Origin of the sequence: uncultured Bacteroides sp., from assembly GCF_902491285.1 — a bacterium.
Lineage (GTDB): Bacteria > Bacteroidota > Bacteroidia > Bacteroidales > Bacteroidaceae > Bacteroides.
Window position 1 is genome coordinate 1 of sequence record NZ_CABUHK010000095.1, and the last position, 19495, is coordinate 19495.

Annotated in this window: 14 protein-coding genes and 1 pseudogene; 12 read left to right on the forward strand and 3 right to left on the reverse strand. The window is 42.7% G+C overall.

Features of this window, described 5'->3' with window-relative positions; translation table 11 throughout:
• Positions 1-70: 70 nt before the first annotated feature.
• The 4 genes and pseudogenes from RDN93_RS18930 to RDN93_RS18945 all read left to right on the forward strand — a co-directional run.
• Positions 71-328 (forward strand): annotated as a pseudogene (locus RDN93_RS18930) (energy transducer TonB); the annotation flags it as partial.
• 35 nt (positions 329-363) lie between these two features.
• Positions 364-885, forward strand: coding sequence for a DUF1643 domain-containing protein (locus RDN93_RS18935; protein WP_308746935.1), 522 nt, complete (start codon positions 364-366; stop codon positions 883-885).
• A gap of 4 nt (positions 886-889) precedes the next feature.
• The gene (locus tag RDN93_RS18940) at positions 890-2143 is read left to right on the forward strand and encodes a hypothetical protein (protein ID WP_308746936.1); all 1254 of its coding nucleotides are present in this window, start codon (positions 890-892) and stop codon (positions 2141-2143) included.
• Positions 2144-2228: 85 nt separating this feature from the next.
• Entirely contained in the window at positions 2229-3035 is an 807-nt protein-coding gene (locus tag RDN93_RS18945; RefSeq protein ID WP_308746937.1) for a DUF4595 domain-containing protein, read from the forward strand.
• A 230-nt stretch (positions 3036-3265) separates the two neighbouring features.
• On the opposite strand, the gene RDN93_RS18950 is transcribed toward RDN93_RS18945, so the two are convergent.
• From RDN93_RS18950 to RDN93_RS18960, 3 genes are read right to left on the reverse strand one after another with little or no spacing between them, the layout of a single operon-like run.
• Positions 3266-4642: an efflux transporter outer membrane subunit gene (locus RDN93_RS18950; protein WP_308746938.1), complete on the reverse strand. Its 1377-nt coding sequence runs from the start codon at positions 4640-4642 to the stop codon at positions 3266-3268.
• Positions 4642-7746, reverse strand: a complete 3105-nt coding sequence (locus tag RDN93_RS18955) for a multidrug efflux RND transporter permease subunit (RefSeq protein WP_308746939.1) — start codon at positions 7744-7746, stop codon at positions 4642-4644. The genes RDN93_RS18950 and RDN93_RS18955 overlap by 1 nt, the downstream gene beginning before the upstream one ends.
• Positions 7747-7749: 3 nt before the next feature.
• The gene (locus RDN93_RS18960) at positions 7750-9006 is read right to left on the reverse strand and encodes an efflux RND transporter periplasmic adaptor subunit (RefSeq protein ID WP_308746940.1); all 1257 of its coding nucleotides are present in this window, start codon (positions 9004-9006) and stop codon (positions 7750-7752) included.
• A 275-nt stretch (positions 9007-9281) separates the two neighbouring features.
• On the opposite strand from RDN93_RS18960, the gene RDN93_RS18965 reads away from it, so the two are divergent.
• The 8 genes from RDN93_RS18965 to RDN93_RS19000 all read left to right on the forward strand — a co-directional run bounded on the left by RDN93_RS18965 (position 9282) and on the right by RDN93_RS19000 (position 19382).
• The gene (locus RDN93_RS18965) at positions 9282-11498 is read left to right on the forward strand and encodes a patatin-like phospholipase family protein (protein WP_308746941.1); all 2217 of its coding nucleotides are present in this window, start codon (positions 9282-9284) and stop codon (positions 11496-11498) included.
• Positions 11499-11950: 452 nt separating this feature from the next.
• Positions 11951-12220, forward strand: coding sequence for a hypothetical protein (locus tag RDN93_RS18970; RefSeq protein WP_308746942.1), 270 nt, complete (start codon positions 11951-11953; stop codon positions 12218-12220).
• Between the two features lie 7 nt (positions 12221-12227).
• Positions 12228-12782, forward strand: coding sequence for a 1-acyl-sn-glycerol-3-phosphate acyltransferase (locus RDN93_RS18975; protein ID WP_308746943.1), 555 nt, complete (start codon positions 12228-12230; stop codon positions 12780-12782).
• A gap of 24 nt (positions 12783-12806) precedes the next feature.
• Positions 12807-13583, forward strand: coding sequence for an amidohydrolase (locus RDN93_RS18980; protein WP_308746944.1), 777 nt, complete (start codon positions 12807-12809; stop codon positions 13581-13583).
• Positions 13584-13731: 148 nt separating this feature from the next.
• Positions 13732-15723: a glucosamine-6-phosphate deaminase gene (locus tag RDN93_RS18985; protein ID WP_308746945.1), complete on the forward strand. Its 1992-nt coding sequence runs from the start codon at positions 13732-13734 to the stop codon at positions 15721-15723.
• 128 nt (positions 15724-15851) lie between these two features.
• Complete coding sequence (locus RDN93_RS18990; protein ID WP_308746946.1) at positions 15852-18761, forward strand: xanthan lyase; 2910 nt, start codon at positions 15852-15854, stop codon at positions 18759-18761.
• Between the two features lie 79 nt (positions 18762-18840).
• Complete coding sequence (locus RDN93_RS18995) at positions 18841-19155, forward strand: hypothetical protein (RefSeq protein ID WP_308746947.1); 315 nt, start codon at positions 18841-18843, stop codon at positions 19153-19155.
• A gap of 2 nt (positions 19156-19157) precedes the next feature.
• Positions 19158-19382: a sulfurtransferase TusA family protein gene (locus RDN93_RS19000; protein ID WP_308746948.1), complete on the forward strand. Its 225-nt coding sequence runs from the start codon at positions 19158-19160 to the stop codon at positions 19380-19382.
• The last annotated feature ends 113 nt before the right edge of the window (positions 19383-19495 follow it).

Here is a 19495-nt window from a genome sequence, read left to right on the forward strand (position 1 = left end):
AGCCAAGATTCTTTATTCACAATAGAAGAAGTACCACCAAATTTGACGAAGAACCGAAAAAGGTGCCTTGTATACCCTTTCAGGGCGATCATTAAGTAGCTTTCCTAAACCGCTGTGTGTGGTACAAGAACAAGGAAGAGTAGTAGTTAACATTACCGTAAATCCTGCAGGACTCGTAATAGCTGCCAGTATTAATCCTCTGACAAATACAACAAGTACAACTTTGCGTAATGCGTCAATAAAAGCTGCTAAAAAGGCTCGTTTTAATACTATTGACAGCATGAACAACCAGCAAGGAACAATAACTTACCATTTTGAATTACGTTAATCAGAGTTTCTAAATAGAAAATAAAGATTACTGCTATGAAATACGAAAATGTGACTATGAAAGGAGATGAGAATGAGTTTCGCTTTTCGCTTACCAAAGAAGGTAACAAAAAATTAGTCGTATTTGGCGTGAACCCAAGTACGGCCAACGAACAAACTGCCGATCTGACAATCACAAAAGTAATGGGATTTGCAGACCGAAATGGTTTTGACGGCTTTATCATGCTAAATCTCTACCCACAACGCTGCACTAATCCTGCAGACTTGGATAAAGAGATAGACGAAGAACTGCATCGCCAAAATTTAGAAGAAATCCGCCTATCTGTTTACAATATAGAAAGACCTGTTATCTTACTTGGATTTGGCGATACTATCCACTTGCGTCCATATTTGAAAAGATGCTTAAAAGAAATTGTGAATATACTTGCCACCTACACCCCTCAATGGAAAAACGTGGGAACATTAACTAAAAATGGCAATCCTCGTCACCTCTCCCGAGTTAGCTATGACAAACTTAGCAATTTTGACGTACAAGAATACATATCCACACATCTATAATATTATGAATAACATATATAAATTCCGATTTATACACATGGGTATAATATGCCTGTTGTTTTTATCTTGTACTCCTAATCCTGTTGAAGAAGCCAAAATAGAAATGCAGAAAGAATATCATGCCTATTTTGACAATACAATCAACATGATAGAACAATACAATTGGGTACAGTCTATCGATCTTCATGATTATTGGTATCCTGAAGGAACTACCACCATCGAAGCAGCTAATGATTTAGAAACGGTAATACAAGGATGCAGACGCCTATCTAAAAAAATTTCCACCATTGACATAGATGATGAATGGGTTATTTCCGCAAAACAGGAATTGCAACAAGTACTAAATGAAAAAATACAAAAAGCAGTTTCCATTACTCATAATCCTTTTTATGGTCTTGCTGGTGCTTTTATTGGGCTATTTGCCAACAGCGAAGCGACAAAAGAGGAAGCTAAGATACCAGAAGAAATTAGTAATGCCTTGAATAACCTACAAAACAGTCTACAATCAAAAATGGACATAAGTGATGCCATTGTACGTATGCGAGACAATATCATTAGTAATAAAGAACTGAATAAAAAACAATTTATTGAAATCAACAATGCTATCTTAGCAATGGCACGTGATAGTTTTTTAAACCATTTTCAAGGTTGGAAAGGAGTTGAATCTTATTTCGACAATAAGACAAACAACCTCAAAGACAGCACTTATATCAATAATATATACCAGTTTTTTCATGCATCGGCAGAAGCTATAAAAGAGTTAAAAAAACACCATTTATATGATGAACAGACAACTCAAATGTATACAGGTTTCTATACTGAAGCTGATGCCTACTGTGAACCGGTAGATAAAGCAACGGATGATATTACCAGTATATACAAAGGAAAAGGTTTTATTATTGACTATTATTCAAATGCATTAGATGGAGAAGGGAAACTATATTGGAATATTTATTCTTATCAGGAAAAAAACGGAGATTTAACATTAACGCTCAAAAAGACTTTTCTTTACGATAAGAACAACAATTCCGCATCTATAAAAACGCCCAATAAAGAATATATAGGCAGTGAATATATTTATAAATCACTTTCTTGTGGGGAAAATTCTTACGCAGGAATACACACGTCTAAAAAGGGAGAAAAATATGCAATAGTCTGGGTCAAAAGTGATGAAATAGATAATTACTTCCTCAAAGATTTATTTTTATGTAAAGAAATTATATCTTATCTTACATCAAACGAATGGCAGGATAAATAATATTAAATGCCAGTTTTATCTGTATTGTACAATGAGCATCAGCACTAATTTTCTTTTATTTATTAACTATAAAACTATTAAAAGTATGAAATCAATGAAGAATTTATTTGCAATTGGATTAACTCTCGTAATTTGTGCCGGATTTACGGCTTGTGGTAATGATGATGATAAGCAAGAAGTAACATTGCCAACAATATTCGAAGGTAAAAGAATCACTCAATGCGAATCTACAGCCAACGGTTATACAGAAAGAAATGCGTATAGCTACAGTAACGGAAAGCTCATCTCTTATAGTGAGTATGAGATTAGTAACAAAGAAACTATTGAAGATAAATATACCATCGATTATGAAAATAATCAAGTTCGAATTTCATGGAAAGACGGCAATGACAGTGAAATTTGCACATACTCCTTAAATGAAAACGGCTTTGCAACCTCTGCAATATTAGTCACTAAAGAAGATGAGGATGTATGGAATACGCATTATACTTTTGAATATGACGCAAATGGTTATCTAATCAAAATTACGGAAGGAAACGATGGAGAAGAACCGGAAATAATAGAAATAGAGCGAAATGACGGTGACGTACTATCATTCAGTTACGATGACAGTCAATATACATATACCTATACTTCAAATATAAACAAAGGCGGAATTCTTCCGGTTGATAACGGCTGGCTTGATATGGAAGCAGAACTTCATATTGCATATTATGCAGGAATCTTGGGTAAACCCACAAAACACCTGATTGCATCACAAAAAGATAAATTCGGCTACAGAAGCAATGAAGAAACCTATGAATATGAATTAGATGCTGATAAATACGTGAAATCCTGTACAATAACAGACAACAAAGGTGATGTTTCTTCCTATAATTATACTTTTAAATAAAATTTCCACTCTATAAATATATAATGCAGTGATACGAACTTTTCATACAAAAAGTTCATAACACTGCATTATTCATTCTCCAAAAAGCAGATCAAAAAATTGGCTAGAGTATCTTGAATATGAAACATTTCAATACTATCAAAACACTCTCATGAAATAAGTTGTCTGCCCTTATCCGTAAGTCTCAACTTCTGATTTCGATTATTCGAAACATTTGAAATACTATACTTCTAATCATTTTTCCAACCACCACCTAAAGCCTTATAAAGTTGCACGACAGTAATCAACTCGTCACGAATCGCATTACTCAAACCAATCTGGGCATCGAAGTATCCACGCTGGGCATCCAGCACATCCAAATAATTGATAACGCCATTAATGTATTGAAGTTGCGCAAGATCCATGTAACTCTTCGCCGAACGTTCAAGGTTGGCTCGAAGCTCATATACCTCTTTTATCTTATTGAAATTTACAATTGCGTTGCGTGTTTCCTTAAAGGCTTGTAATACAGACTTCTCATAATTGTGTACTTCGGCTTCATAAGCCGCTTTCTTCGCTTTCAGTGCCGCACGATTCTTGCCCCAACCAAAGATAGGAGTCAACAGAGCTCCTTCCATAACGGCATAGGGAGATTTCAAGAGGCTGGACAGAGAAGTACTTTCCGTACCGAAACCACCGGTCAGTGCCAGGCGCGGGAACATATTCGTATAAGCCACTCCTACTTTGGCATTGGCGGCAATCAACTTCTGTTCAGCTTGGCGAATGTCGGGACGACGTTCCAGCAAAGTGGACGGTAAGCCTACCGGCAGCATCTTCGGAGAATTGAACTCCTGAAGCAAACGGGAACGGGCTATCTTGTTAGGATACTCACCTGCAAGAAAAGCGATATCGTTTTCTTTCAGAGAGATTTTACGTTCCAAGTCCGGTACCAATGTTGCCGTACGTGCCAATTCCACTTGTGACTGACGGTAAGAAGTCTCCGAAGTCAATCCCCCGGCAAAACGGATACGCGCCAGGCGGACACCTTCTTCACGGGCTTTCAAAGTCTGTTTTACAATATCCAGTTCCGTATCCAAAGCCACCAGTTCATAATAAGCCTGTGCCACTTCCGCCACAATCGTCATTCTAAGTGCCCGTTGCGCCTCTATGGATTGCAGATATTCGGCAATACTCGCGGAACGCGCCCAACGCAGATTTCCCCAAAGGTCGAGTTCCCACGAAACCAGGAACTGGGCTTCGAACGTATCCGATCTCTTGAAAGCATCTCCCCCATGATTCTCCAGCTCACGTTCTGCAGTCACTTTCCCTTTAATGTCCGGTAGCAGTGCCGCGGTAGAGATTCGTTTCTGCGCAGCCATTTCCTGTACACGGGCAGCGGCTATCAGCATATCCTTGTTATGCTCCAATGCACGTTCTATCAGACTCCGCAAAGTAGAATCCGTGTATATATCTTTCCAATCCTGGTCGCCGAAGCTGGCTGAATCCTGATGTTGCGCCAGACTATCGGGCAAATGAAGGTCGGGACGGACATAACTTTTTCCTACCTTGCAGGAAGTCAAGACTCCTGCAAGCAATAAGACAGCAATATATAGTTTCTTTCGTTTCATTATTTCTTATGTTTTAAGATTTTCGACTTTGTTTTATATACCATCACAAAGAAGAACGGTACGAGAATAATACCGAATACAATGGCAAATATCATTCCGAAGAATACACCTGTACCAATCGCCTGACGACTTGCCGAACCGGGACCGCTTGCCAACACCATCGGAAGCATACCGAGAACGAACGCAAGGGATGTCATCAGAATCGGGCGGAAACGCAATCGGGCTGCATAAATGGCCGACTGCACCAAATCTTCTCCTTTATCCACCTGCACTTTGGCAAATTCCACAATCAAGATGGCATTTTTGGCGGCAAGCCCTACCAACATAACCAAACCAATCTGGAAATACACATCATTCTCCAATCCGCAAACCCAGACTCCCAAGTAAGCTCCCAAGGCGGCAACAGGCAAAGAAAGCAATACCGCAATAGGCACCGTCCAACTTTCATATTGCGCGGCAAGGAATAGGAAGACGAACAGGAATACCAACGCCATCACCATACCGGTCTGACCGCCCGCCTGTTTTTCCTGATAAGAGAGTCCGCTCCATTCCAAACCAATATTATCGGGAAGATGGTCACGGGCAATCTGCTCCATGATCTCCATAGCCTGTCCGGAACTGTAGCCTTGCGCGGCTGCTCCACGAATTACGGCTGTAGTAAACATATTAAAACGCTTGATACTGCCCGGCCCCGTGGTATAGGATGCGTTTCCTAAAGAAGTCAGCGGCACCATCGCCCCATTGGATGCTTTCACAAAGAACAAATTGATATTATCCTTATGTTCGCGGTAAGGAGCTTCCGCCTGGATATATACCTTATATATACGGTTGAACATGTTAAAGTCATTCACATACACCGAACCGGTATAAGCCTTCATGGTAGAAAACACATCAGCCAAAGGCACACCCAGCATCTTTACCTTATCACGGTCTACATCAAAGTAGAGTTGTGGTATCTCCGATTGCAGGGAAGAGGACAAACCTGCCAATTCCTTGCGTTTGGATGCATAATACATCAATGTATCCGCCGCATCTACCAAATTATCAAAAGTCGCTTCGCCACGAGCTTCCAACTGCATTTCAAAACCACCCGAACTACCCAATCCCGGTATTACCGGCGGAGTGGAAAGATAAACTTTACATTCCGGATATTCCTTGAGATGCTTTTCCACCGTATCCATTATCTTTTCAATACTGGTGTTCTTGCGCTCTTCCCAAGGCTTGAGAATAACCGTCAGTTCGGCACGTCCCTGATTACTTCCTACACGCGGGCTGCTTCCCGTCACATTCTGTATATATTCGATATATGGATTCTTTTCCAAATAAGCAATGGCACGTTCTGTCACGATGCGTGTACGTTCCAGGGTAGCGCCCTCCGGCAATTCAAGTTCAATCTTGAAATATCCCTGGTCTTCCACAGGCAAGAAACTGGTCGGAATAATACGGTGAATCAGCATGATAGCAATCAATACCATTCCGAAAGCACTCAATACGCGGCGGGGATGTTTGATAGTACGGGTTACGGCAGCTACATACTTATTACTACCGATACCCAGCCATTCATTGATTTTCCTGAAAACAATATTTTTCTTCTTTCCACTGTCCGGCTTCAAAATCAGAGAACACATGACAGGGCTCAATGTCAAAGCCACCACCGTAGAGATAAGCACAGACACTACAATCGTCACCGTAAACTGGCGGTACAACTGCCCCGTAATCCCACTCAGAAAGCTGACCGGAACAAATACAGCCGCCAACACCAACGATGTAGCAATCAAGGCACTAGCCAGCCCATTCATCGCTTTCTTGGTAGCTTCATAAGGACTCAGTTTTTCCGTTTCCATTATATGTTCCACGCCTTCTACCACCACAATCGCATCATCCACAACGATACCGATGGCTAGAATCAATCCGAGCAATGTCAATATATTGAGTGAGAAACCGAAAATCAACATGAATCCGAAAGTACCAATCAATGAAATAGGCACCGCTACCACCGGAATCAACGTTGCACGCCAACTCTGTAAAGAAAGATAGACTACAAGCACGACCAATACCAAAGCCTCAAACAACGTTTTATAGACCTCGTGTATAGATTCGGAAATATAGGTTGTCATATCGAACGGAATCTCATAGCTCAACCCTTCGGGGAAGTTCTTACTGATTTCATCCATTGCATCTTTCACCCTCTCGGCAACTTCCATCGCATTGGCGCCCGGTAACATATAAATGCCTAGTACGGCCGCATTCTCACCGTTGATACCACTCTCCGTATTATAAGAAGAAGCCTCCAATGACACACGTGCCACATCTTTCAACCGGATGATGGAACCGTTTGCATTAGCACGTACCACAATATCTTCAAACTGTCCTACTGTGGAAAGACGTCCCTGCGTCGTAATAGGAATCGTTATATCCAACCCTTGCACCGGTTGTTGTCCTAATACACCTGCCGCCGATTCACGGTTCTGGTCTTTCAGGGCATTCTGCAAATCCTGTACAGTCAGTCCGAAATTCGCCAACTTATCGGGCTGTGCCCAGATCTGCATGGCATAGTAACGGCTACCGATATTCGACACACGTCCTACTCCCGGAATACGGCGAATTACGTCGAGCACATTGATTGTAGCAAAGTTACTCAGATAAATCTCGTCAAACTTAGGGTCGGTAGAAGTCAGACACAGAGTCATCAACTGACTGGGAGCCTGCTTTTCTACAGAAATACCATTCTGAATCACTTCCGCCGGCAAACGGGACTCCGCCAGCTTCACACGGTTCTGGATCTCAACTGCCGCCAAATCCGGGTCGGCAGAAACATCAAATGTCACCGTTGCCGAGAAACCGCCGGAATTGGAACTGTTTGATTCCATATAAAGCATTCCCGGCGTACCGTTAATTTCCTGTTCAATCGGAGTAGCCACCGCCTGCGACACAGTAAGCGCGCTCGCACCCGGATAGGATGCACTGATTTTCACCACCGGGGGGGTAATCTGCGGATATTGGTCCACCGGAAGCATTGTCAGACCAATAATGCCGACAATTACGATCACGATGGAGATTACAGCCGAAAAAACCGGCCTGTCTATAAAAAAAGTAACTTTCATCGCTTATTCTCCTTTCGCGTTATCTTTCGTTCCGGTAGTACTATCTTCTACCCCAACCACTTCATTTTTTGTCGTTATTATACTATCTCCGGCTTCTACATCTGCCCGGCTTACCCGTACTTTCATACCCGGAGTCAACTTATGGAAGCCTTCTACAACAACCATTTCTCCTTCTGCCAGTCCTCTTTCCACCACTACATTATTCCCTACTTCCGGACCTAATTCGATAAAACGTTTCTCTACCGCATTATCTTTACGCATAGTATAAATATAGGCTCCGCCTTTCTCGATAGTAACCGCTTTCATCGGAACCACAAGTGCACCTTCGCGGACATCCAACAACAATTTCACTTTTGTAAACTGTCCCGGTAATAATACTTGTTTCGGGTTAGGCATTTCCGCACGCACGGAGAAAGTACCGGTCTGCGGGTCGACTTGCGGCTCGGCAAAGTCTACGTAACCTTTATAGGGATAAACAGTGTTATCTGCCAATGTTATGGTAATATTCGGTTGCCAGGAACGGGTAGAATCCTGCTGTCCCAAATTAATATTCCTTTCCTTACTTTTCAGGTAATCGAGCGCCGTCATGCTAAAGTCTACCAATACTGTATCACTTTTCACGATGGTAGCGAGCAATGATTTTCCACCGGGACCGACTAATGTACCCAAGTCCACATTTCTTTCACTAATGTGTCCTGACAATGGCGAACGGACAATAGTATAACCCAACTCAAGTTCCGCCTGCGCCAAGTCCGCCTCACTCATGGCTACAGTTGCTTCAGCACTCTCGTAAGCGGCTTCCGCATTGTCCAAGTCCAACTGGCTCGCTGCATTCTGTTCAAACAGCGGACGAATACGTTTCAAGTCACGTTCCGCCTTCAAAGCCTGTGCTTCGTCTTTTTTCAACTGGGCTCTGGCTTTATCCGCTTTGGCACGATACTGATCCTGATTAATCACAAACAAAACTTGATTCTTGTTTACATACGTACCTTCAGCGAAAAGCATATTCTCCAGATAACCTTCCACACGGGCACGTACTTCGACGAACTGTTGGGCACGGATACGTCCCACATATTCCCCATATATTTCTACATCGTCTTTCACCACCGGTTCAACAATGACTGTCGGCATCTCCGGCTCAGCCTTCTGAGGTCGAGTCAATATCCAATACACGCCCAGCACAAATACCGCGCAAATAATAGCAGCAATGGTTCTCTTTCTCCTCAGTTTCAACTCATGTTTCGAAAAGAATAATCTCATATCGAATCTTATTATTAAATTTAACTTATGTTTGTTCTATATTCCTTTTACACAATTTACGTGCCAAAACTATTTACACTACCTATTTATTGGTATTCAGTCCATTATACGCTGTCATTCCAGATGCAGGAATGTGGAATTTGCCGGGTAATGTGTAGAAATAATCCACAATTCCGACTTTTGGAACATTTTTTTTAATTCCCATATCAACAACTAAACAAATTATACCCTACATTTGTATTATAATAAAAACAACAATACTAGACCGTGTCCTAATGAAAAAACAAATCTTTTCAACATTAGTTTTGTCAATTTGCATCTTATTGCCTTTTTCTTTGCATTCTCAGGAGCAACGCAAAAAGGTGGGAGTAGTTCTGAGCGGTGGTGGTGCCAAAGGAATGGCACACATCAAAGCATTGAAAGTAATTGAGGAAGCCGGAATCCCTATTGATTACATAGCCGGAACCAGCATGGGGGCTATCGTAGGTGGTCTTTACGCCATCGGATACACACCGGAACAACTGGATAGTATGGTACGGAAACAAAACTGGACATTCCTGCTCAGTGACCGGGTCAAACGAAGTTCCATGTCACTGACCGACCGTGAACGCTCTGAGAAGTTTGTCATCTCCATACCTTTCACCAAAACTCCCAAAGACGCAGCTACGGGAGGAATCATGAAAGGACAGAATCTCGCCAATTTATTCTCGGACCTGACGATGGGGTATCATGACTCTATCGACTTCAATAAACTTCCCATACCCTTTGCCTGTGTAGCGGCTGATATTGTAAAAGGAGATCAAATCGTATTCCGCAACGGAATACTTTCTACTGCTATGCGTGCGAGTATGGCCATTCCAGGCGCATTCACCCCGGTACGACAGGACAGTATGGTGCTGGTAGATGGTGGTATTGTCAACAATTACCCGGCAGATGTAGTCAAAGCAATGGGAGCCGATATTATTATCGGGGTTGATGTACAGAACGCTCTGAAAACAGCAGACAAACTAAACAGTGTCCCTGATATTTTAGGACAGATTGTAGACATTACCTGCCAGACGAACCATGAAAAAAATGTAGATCTCACAGATACCTATATCCGTGTGAATGTGGACGGCTATTCTTCCGCCAGTTTCACGCCTGCCGCCATCGACACATTGATGCAAAGAGGCGAAGAAGCGGCAAGGGAACAATGGAACTCTCTGCTTGCCCTGAAAAAGAAAATAGGAATACCGGACGATTATAAGCCCAAACAACATGGTCCCTACTCTTCCCTTTCTAATGTACGTACCATCTATGTGACGGACATTTCTTTCACCGGTGTGAAAGCCGACGACAAGAAATGGCTAATGAAGAAGTGTAACCTGAAAGAAAACAGTAACATCTCTACTCAACAGATAGAACAAGCCTTGTTCCAGTTACGTGGCAGCCAGTCTTATTCCAGTGCCAGTTATACATTGACAGACACTCCCGAAGGCTATCACCTCAACTTCCTATTGCAAGAGAAATATGAGAGAAGAATCAATTTGGGCATCCGTTTCGATTCGGAAGAAATAGCGTCTCTGCTACTCAACGCAACGGCAGATCTCAAAACCCACATCCCTTCCCGCCTGTCCCTTACCGGACGACTGGGAAAACGATATGCCGCCCGTATAGACTATACTCTCGAACCGATGCAACAACGCAATTTCAACTTCTCATATATGTTCCAATACAATGATATCAACATATATGAGGAAGGCGACCGTGCTTATAACACTACTTATAAATATCATTTAGCCGAATTCGGTTTCTCTGATGTATGGTACAAGAACTTCCGCTTCGGGCTAGGACTTCGTTTCGAATATTATAAGTATAAGGATTTCCTGTTCAAGAAACCGGAATTCATCGGATTGAATGTAGAATCAGAGCATTTCCTGAGTTATTTTGCGCAGGTACAATATAATACTTATGATAAGGGATATTTCCCCGCCAAGGGTAGTGACTTCAAAGCAGCCTATTCACTCTATACGGATAACATGGCACAATACAATGACCATGCCCCGTTCTCTGCATTGAGCGCTTCGTGGGCGAGCGTCATTCCCATCACCCGTCGTTTTTCCATCATTCCTTCCATTTACGGGCGTATCCTGATTGGAAAAGGATTCCCATATCCTCTGCAAAATGCGATTGGCGGTGAAGTACCCGGTTTTTATATCCCGCAGCAATTGCCTTTTGCAGGAATTACCAACCTGGAACTGATGGATAATACAATCATGATTGCATCGTTAAAATTCAGACAGCGCATGGGAGCTATCCATTACCTCACCCTGACAGGAAATTACGGACTGACGAACAGTAATTTCTTTGAGGTATTGAAGGGCAAACAATTATTCGGTATCAGTGCCGGTTACGGAATGGACAGTATCTTCGGACCATTGGAAATATCATTGGGATATTCCAATCAGACGGATAAAGGAAGTTGCTTCGTGAATCTGGGATATTATTTCTAAAGTTGCATTGCCATTCAAAGCAGAAGAATTCCGGGTACTACAGCGATAAATACCTTGTACTTGTCTTTCGTAACTCTTCTATATCATTGGGCTAAATGCAGTACTTGCCACCAACAGGTCTCCTATATGTTTTGTCCTATTCAAGTACCAGTTTTTAACCCTCAGAATATATAACACAAAAGTCGCCCTCAGCTCTGGATTGAGCTTTGAAACGACTTGATAGAGGGTGATTCGGCTGAAAGCATCCCCCTGAAAGGGAGACATTTCGCTTTCAGCCAAATCTTTCGATGAAATGGAGCATTTAAAAAAGAGACTGAAGGCTGAAAGCGGTTGTACAGCAAGAAGATAACAGCTCGAATAATGTTTTTTTCGATTATTTATTCGCCTGAATCAAAGAAAGTGCCTATCTTTACCGCAAATATTTTTATTATTCACCATTAAATATGAAGATTATGGCAAATAGAAGAGAACTCAAAAAGAACGTAAACTATATCGCAGGAGAATTGTTCACCGAGTGTTTAATCAACAGTATGTTTATCCCTGGAACTGACAAAGCTAAAGCTGATGAGCTAATGGCTGAAGTACTGAAGATGCAGGATGAATTTGTAACCCGCATCAGCCACACAGAACCGGGAAATGTGAAAGGTTTTTATAAGAAATTCCGTGCAGACTTTAATGCAAAGGTAAACGAGATTATTGAAGCTATCGGGAAATTGAACTAAAAGCAGAATGAAGAAAGCAATTTATAGCTTTATCTATTACCGCCTGTTAGGGTGGAAGACAAACGTTACGGTACCTAATTATGATAAATGCGTGATATGTGCCGCTCCACACACAACAAACTTTGATTTATTTATTGGAAAACTGTTTTATGGCGCCTTAGGCCGCAAGACAAGTTTCATGATGAAAAAAGAATGGTTTTTCTTTCCGCTCGGACTTTTTTTCAAAGCAGTGGGCGGGATTCCTGTAGACCGCAGCCGGAAGACGTCGTTAGTCGACCAGATGGTTCACCATTTTGCCGAGTGCAATAAGTTCCACCTGGCTATCACTCCCGAAGGAACCCGTAAAGCGAATCCAAACTGGAAGAAAGGTTTTTATTTTATCGCCTTGAAGGCCCAGGTCCCTATTGTCCTGATTGGCATTGATTATACCAAAAAGACAATTTCGGCAACAAAAGCCATCATGCCATCGGGAGATATCAACAAGGATATGAGAGAAATCAAACTTTATTTCAAGGATTTTAAAGGTAAACATCCTGAGAATTTTGTTCTTGGCGAACTTTAAATATTAGTATAGAGGTATTCAATTATGGAGTCTATCCGTATTTCCATAGTACAAACCGATATCGTTTGGGAAAATAAACAAGAAAATCTCCGTCTGCTCCACGAAAAGCTGCAAAGCCTCCGTGGAACAACGGAGATTGTTGTTTTACCGGAGATGTTCTCTACCGGATTCAGTATGCAAAGCGAAATGCTGGCAGAATCAAACTCCGGCGAAACGGCTACAACTCTCAAACAATGGGCTTCGCAATTCCAACTGGCTATCTGCGGCAGTTATATAGCAGCAGATAACGGGCGGTTCTACAATCGCGCCTTCTTTCTGACTCCCGAAGGAGAAGGATTCTATTATGACAAACGACACCTGTTCCGTATGGGACGGGAAGCAGAACACTTCTCAGCGGGTGACAAACGGCTCATTATCCCCTACCGTGGATGGAATATCTGCCTGCTTGTCTGCTATGACCTTCGTTTCCCGGTATGGAGCCGGAATGTAAACAACGGATACGACCTATTAATATATGTAGCAAACTGGCCTGTCCCCCGCCGCCTGGCATGGGATACCCTGCTGCGCGCACGTGCACTCGAAAATCAATGCTATGTATGCGGTGTGAACAGAACCGGAACCGATGGATACCATTTGGAATATAACGGAGGCAGCAGAGTTTACTCGGCTTTTGGCGAAGAAATAGCTGCTCTGCCCGACGGACAAGAGGGAATAGCTACGACAACGCTCAATCCGGTCTCTCTCAACCAATTCAGAGAGAAGTTTCCGGTATGGAAAGATGCCGACGAATTTCATCTATAGGATATGCTATAAAACAAATGTTAAAAACGGATTGAAACGACAACAATACCTTGAAGTAGGTAGTTAATAATATAGACTTCTTTTGTATCTTTGTCGTGAAAATACAGTCGTAAGGACGCTAATCTTACATAACTTAATTAACAACTTTATGAAAACAAATCTTAGTTCTCAAATCAGTCTCCACCGGGTCTCCCCCAGATACTACAGACCGGAGAATGCATTTGAAAAATCAGTCTTGACAAGACTCGAAAAAATCCCCACAGACATCTATGAATCTGTAGAAGAAGGCGCTAACTACATTGCTCGCGAAATAGCACAGACCATCCGCGAAAAGCAAAAGGCAGGACGTTTCTGCGTATTGGCACTGCCAGGCGGTGATTCGCCCAGACACGTATATACGGAACTTATCCGCATGCACAAGGAAGAAGGACTCAGCTTCCGCAACGTGATCGTATTTAACATGTACGAATATTATCCATTGTCTCCCGATGCTGTCAACAGCAACTTCAACGCTTTGAAGAATATGTTGCTGGATCATATCGACATCGACAAGCAGAATATATTCACCCCGGATGGAAGCATTGCCAAAGATACTATCTTTGAATACTGCCGTCTGTATGAACAGCGTATTGAAAGCTTCGGCGGTATTGATATTGCTTTGCTGGGTATCGGTCGTGTAGGAAATATCGCATTCAACGAACCAGGTTCACGCCTGAATTCTACCACCCGTCTGATTTTGCTGGATAATGCATCACGCAATGAGGCAGCCAAGATTTTCGGAACGATGGATAATACTCCTATCAGTTCTATTACGATGGGTGTAGCTACCATTCTCGGCGCTAAGAAAGTTTATCTGCTTGCATGGGGTGAAAACAAGGCAGCCATGATTAAAGAATGTGTGGAAGGTGCCATCACCGACACGATTCCTGCATCTTACCTGCAAACTCACAACAACGCGCATGTCGCTCTCGACCTTTCGGCAGCCATGAACCTGACACGTATCCAACGTCCGTGGCTGGTAACTTCCTGCGAATGGAACGACAAGTTGATCCGTAGTGCTATCGTCTGGTTATGCCAGTTGACAGGCAAGCCTATCCTGAAACTGACCAATAAAGACTATAACGAAAACGGCTTGAGTGAACTGTTGGCTCTTTATGGCTCTGCATACAATGTAAATATCAAGATTTTCAATGATTTGCAGCATACCATCACCGGATGGCCGGGTGGCAAACCGAATGCTGACGACACTTACCGTCCCGAACGTGCCAAACCGTTCCCGAAGCGTGTGATTATCTTCTCTCCACATCCGGATGATGACGTAATCTCCATGGGGGGAACGCTTCGCCGCTTGGTAGAACAGAAGCATGAAGTACATGTAGCATACGAAACTTCCGGTAATATCGCCGTAGGTGATGAAGAAGTAGTTCGTTTCATGCATTTCATCAACGGATTCAACCAGCTTTTCAACAATAGCGAGGACCAGGTTATCAATGAGAAATATGCAGAAATACGTAACTTCCTGAAAAATAAGAAGGATGGTGATATGGACAGTCGTGACATTCTGACTATCAAAGGTCTGATTCGTCGTGGTGAAGCCCGTACAGCTTCCACTTACAACAATATCCCGCTGGATCGTGTACACTTCCTCGACCTGCCGTTCTATGAAACTGGTAAGATTCAGAAGAATCCTATCAGCGAAGCGGACGTGGAAATCGTACGTAACCTGCTCCGCGAAATAAAGCCTCATCAGATATTCGTAGCTGGCGACCTTGCCGACCCGCATGGAACACACCGTGTATGTACGGATGCTGTTTTTGCTGCCGTCGACCTCGAAAAAGAAGAGGGTGCAAAATGGTTGAAAGACTGCCGCATCTGGATGTATCGTGGCGCGTGGGCTGAATGGGAAATTGAAAACATCGAAATGGCAGTGCCTATCAGTCCGGAAGAACTTCGTGCAAAACGTAATTCTATCTTGAAACATCAGTCTCAGATGGAAAGCGCTCCGTTCCTGGGTAATGACGAACGTTTGTTCTGGCAGCGTAGTGAAGACCGCAACCGCGGTACAGCTACTTTGTACGACCAGTTAGGACTGGCTTCTTACGAAGCAATGGAAGCATTTGTGGAATATATTCCATTATAAGGAAAAACATTCTTGATTAAGAGAATATAAAAACAATGAAAGAAGAGTGGGAAGTTTGGATACTTCTCACTCTTTTTTTGTTTATTTTTGCGGGCAATCTGTGATACATGACCTAAAAGAATTGAATGATGAAAAAAATAATAGTGTTTTTTCTATGCCTTACGCTCGGCATAAACTTCCTTTCCGCACAGGATATTGAAAGGAATATAAAAGAACGGTTAACCGATTATTTCGGCAAATATACCGCAACAGCTAAAATCAGCACACCCAAACTGAATAATATCGATATTAATTATGACCGCAAAACGATTACTGTCTATGTTTCGGAAAGTTTCGCTTACCAACCTTTCCGCCCAGAAACGGTAGAAACGATTTATAATCAAATAAAAGAATTGCTCCCCGGCCCTGTCCATTATTATCAACTGACGATTTATGCGGACGGAAAGCCTATTGAAGAACTGGTTCCTAATTTGTATCGGAACAAGAAAAAAGACAAGGAGCGAATGTCTCTGAACGTTGATTATAAAGGAGCGCCCTGGGTAAAAAACATCTCACGACCTAATGATATTTCACGCGGATTGCAAGACCGTCACATTGCAATCTGGCAAAGTCATGGCAATTACTTCAAGAATGACAAGAGCGAATGGGGATGGCAACGTCCCCGCCTATTCTGCACTACGGAAGATTTGTTCACCCAATCTTTCGTTCTTCCTTATGTGATTCCCATGCTGGAAAATGCCGGTGCCATCGTTTATACTCCCCGAGAACGGGATACGCAAAAGAATGAAATCATAGTAGACAATAATATGCCCAACGCTTCCCTTTATCTGGAAGTAGGAAGTAAAAAAGCAAAATGGGCAATGGCTCCCGTAAAAGGATTCGCCCAAAAGAAGACGATTTATAGGGATGGGGAAAATCCGTTCACCGACGGAACCTGCCGTTTCATCTCCACCGAGAGAAAGAAAAAGAAAAATAAGGATCAGGCATTTGCCGAATGGGTACCTAACCTGCCGGCAACAGGCAAATACGCCGTTTACGTTTCTTATCAGACACTGCCGAATAGCGTCAGCGATGCCAAGTACCTCGTTTTTCATAATGGCGGAGTTACAGAATTTAAAGTAAATCAAAAAATAGGTGGAGGCACGTGGGTTTATCTAGGCACTTTTGAATTTGACAAGGGAAATAATGACTATGGCATGGTTGTATTAAGTAACGAAAGCAATGAGCATGGTGTAGTATGTGCCGATGCGGTACGTTTTGGCGGAGGAATGGGCAATATTTCCCGGGGCGGAAAGATCAGCGGACTGCCCCGTTACCTCGAAGGAGCGCGTTACTCGGCACAATGGGCAGGAATGCCATCCGAAGTATATGCCGGACGCAAAGGTGAAAATGATTATGTGGATGATATCAATACACGTTCCAATGCTATTAATTATTTATCGGGCGGTTCCGTTTATAATCCGAACCAACCGGGATTGCGTGTGCCGTTGGAAATGACAATGGCACTGCATAGTGACGCAGGATGCAGTAAAACAGATGAATTGATTGGTTCGCTCGGCATTTATACAACTGACTTTAATAATGGCAAACTGAACACGGGAACAGATCGGTATGCATCACGTGACCTAACCGATATCCTGCTTTCTCAGATTCAGAAAGATATTCATTCGAGCTATAACCTGCCCTGGACACGCCGAAGTATGTGGAACCGGAATTATAGCGAGACGCGGCTTCCTGCCACTCCTTCTACGATCATCGAGTTACTTTCTCATCAGAACTTCGCCGATATGCAGTTGGGACACGATCCGAATTTCAAATTTACCGTAGGACGTGCCATTTATAAAGGTATCTTGCAGTTTATTACCAGCCAACATGACAAAGAATATGTAGTGCAACCTTTGCCTGTTAGTAATTTCGCTATCCGTTTCGGAAAAAAGAAGAATACGCTGGAACTTTCCTGGAAAGGTGAGGATGATCCACAAGAGCCTACTGCCCGTCCACGGGAATACATTGTATATACACGCATCGGTTACGGTGGATTTGACAATGGAACTTTAGTCAGCAAACCGTCTTATACAGTCAAGATAGAGCCGGGACTTGTTTATTCATTTAAAGTGACTGCCGTTAACCGGGGTGGAGAAAGTTTCCCATCCGAGATTCTTTCCGCCTATAAAGCAAAACGGGAACGGGAAAAGGTATTAATCATCAATGGATTTGACAGAATCAGCGGTCCGGCTGTTATTAATACTTTTGATAAAGCAGGATTCGATTTAGAACAAGATCCCGGAGTTCCGTACCTATCGAATATTTCATTCAGCGGAGCACAGACCGGATTCGACCGTTCGCAGGCAGGTAAAGAGGGAGAAGGTAGCCTGGGGCATAGCGGAAGCGAATTAGAAGGAATGAAAATTGCAGGAAATACGTTTGATTATCCTTTTATTCACGGGAAAGCGATTCAGGCGGTCGGAAAATATAGTTTCGTGTCATGCAGCGATGAAGCAGTAGAGAACGGATTGGTGACACTGGAAGATTATCCGATAGTGGATTATATCCTGGGATTGGAAAAAGAAGACCCTGCAAGTAAAGCCTACTATAAAACATTCTCCTCGGCTATGCAACGGATTATCACCAGCTATTGCCAGTCGGGTGGTAATATATTGGTTAGTGGTGCCTATGTGGGAAGCGATATGAGCGGAACACAAGGAAACCGGGAGTTTACGGAGAAAACACTGAAGTACGGTTACCAAAGTAGTTTGACTGATAAGACCTCAAACCGGATCAATGGACTGGGACGTACGATTACCATCCCACGTGTTCCCAACGAGAACAGTTATGCCGTTCCTGCACCGGATTGTATCGTTCCGGCAGATACTGCATTTCCGGTATTTACCTATGTTCCGGGCAACCAAAGTGCGGGCATCGCCTACAAAGGAAACTACCGCACTTTTGTATTGGGTTTTCCTTTTGAAAGCATTCAATCGGAAGTTAATCGGGCAACTATTATGGCAGGCATATTGGGATTCTTTACTCAGAAATAAAAAATATCCTTTTTTTTAATCTGTTTCTCATTTTAAATTCTATCTTTGCTACTGTAATAACCCTTAAAACTAGAAAAAGATGTATACTATACAAGCAAATCCCAGCGGTACGCGCAGCATAGAAGTATCTAACGAAAACTTGAGAACAATTGAAAAATATGCTCTGTTCCGCCATCTCATCGACAGTACCGGCATTGTAGATGAGGCAGTTCTGGATAAGTTGAAACTAAATATCCGCTCCCTTATCGCCAGCCAGGAAGAAGACAGCAAAGACTTGCTGGACCTCTGTATCGATGTGATTTATCACAATAATATGAAAGCATTCGGTTTGCAGCAACTTATCAAGCTTTATCTCACCTGGCTTTCCAGTCCGGAAACGGAAGAAGAGGAATAACCATGATTACGGTAAATACTCGCGGAACAACAGCTTACAGTCCGCTGATTCCTGCAATAAAAGCCATGTGTGGTGCTTCTCCCGGTGAAACGATAGAGATTATAATGAACCATGCCGACGCATTTCAGGATTTGAAAGAATATCTTTCCGAGCAAGGTATCGGTTTCCGCGAAATCTACGACGGAGAACAGATGACATTAGAGTTCACAATCAATAAAAAGTTTTGAAAAAACATCCTAATGATTGAAGTTAAACATCCCAATGAATAAAAAAATCATTGGGATGTTTTTTATTATCCGTATCTTTGCGGCATGAAAGAATATCGATTGACCGACTGGTT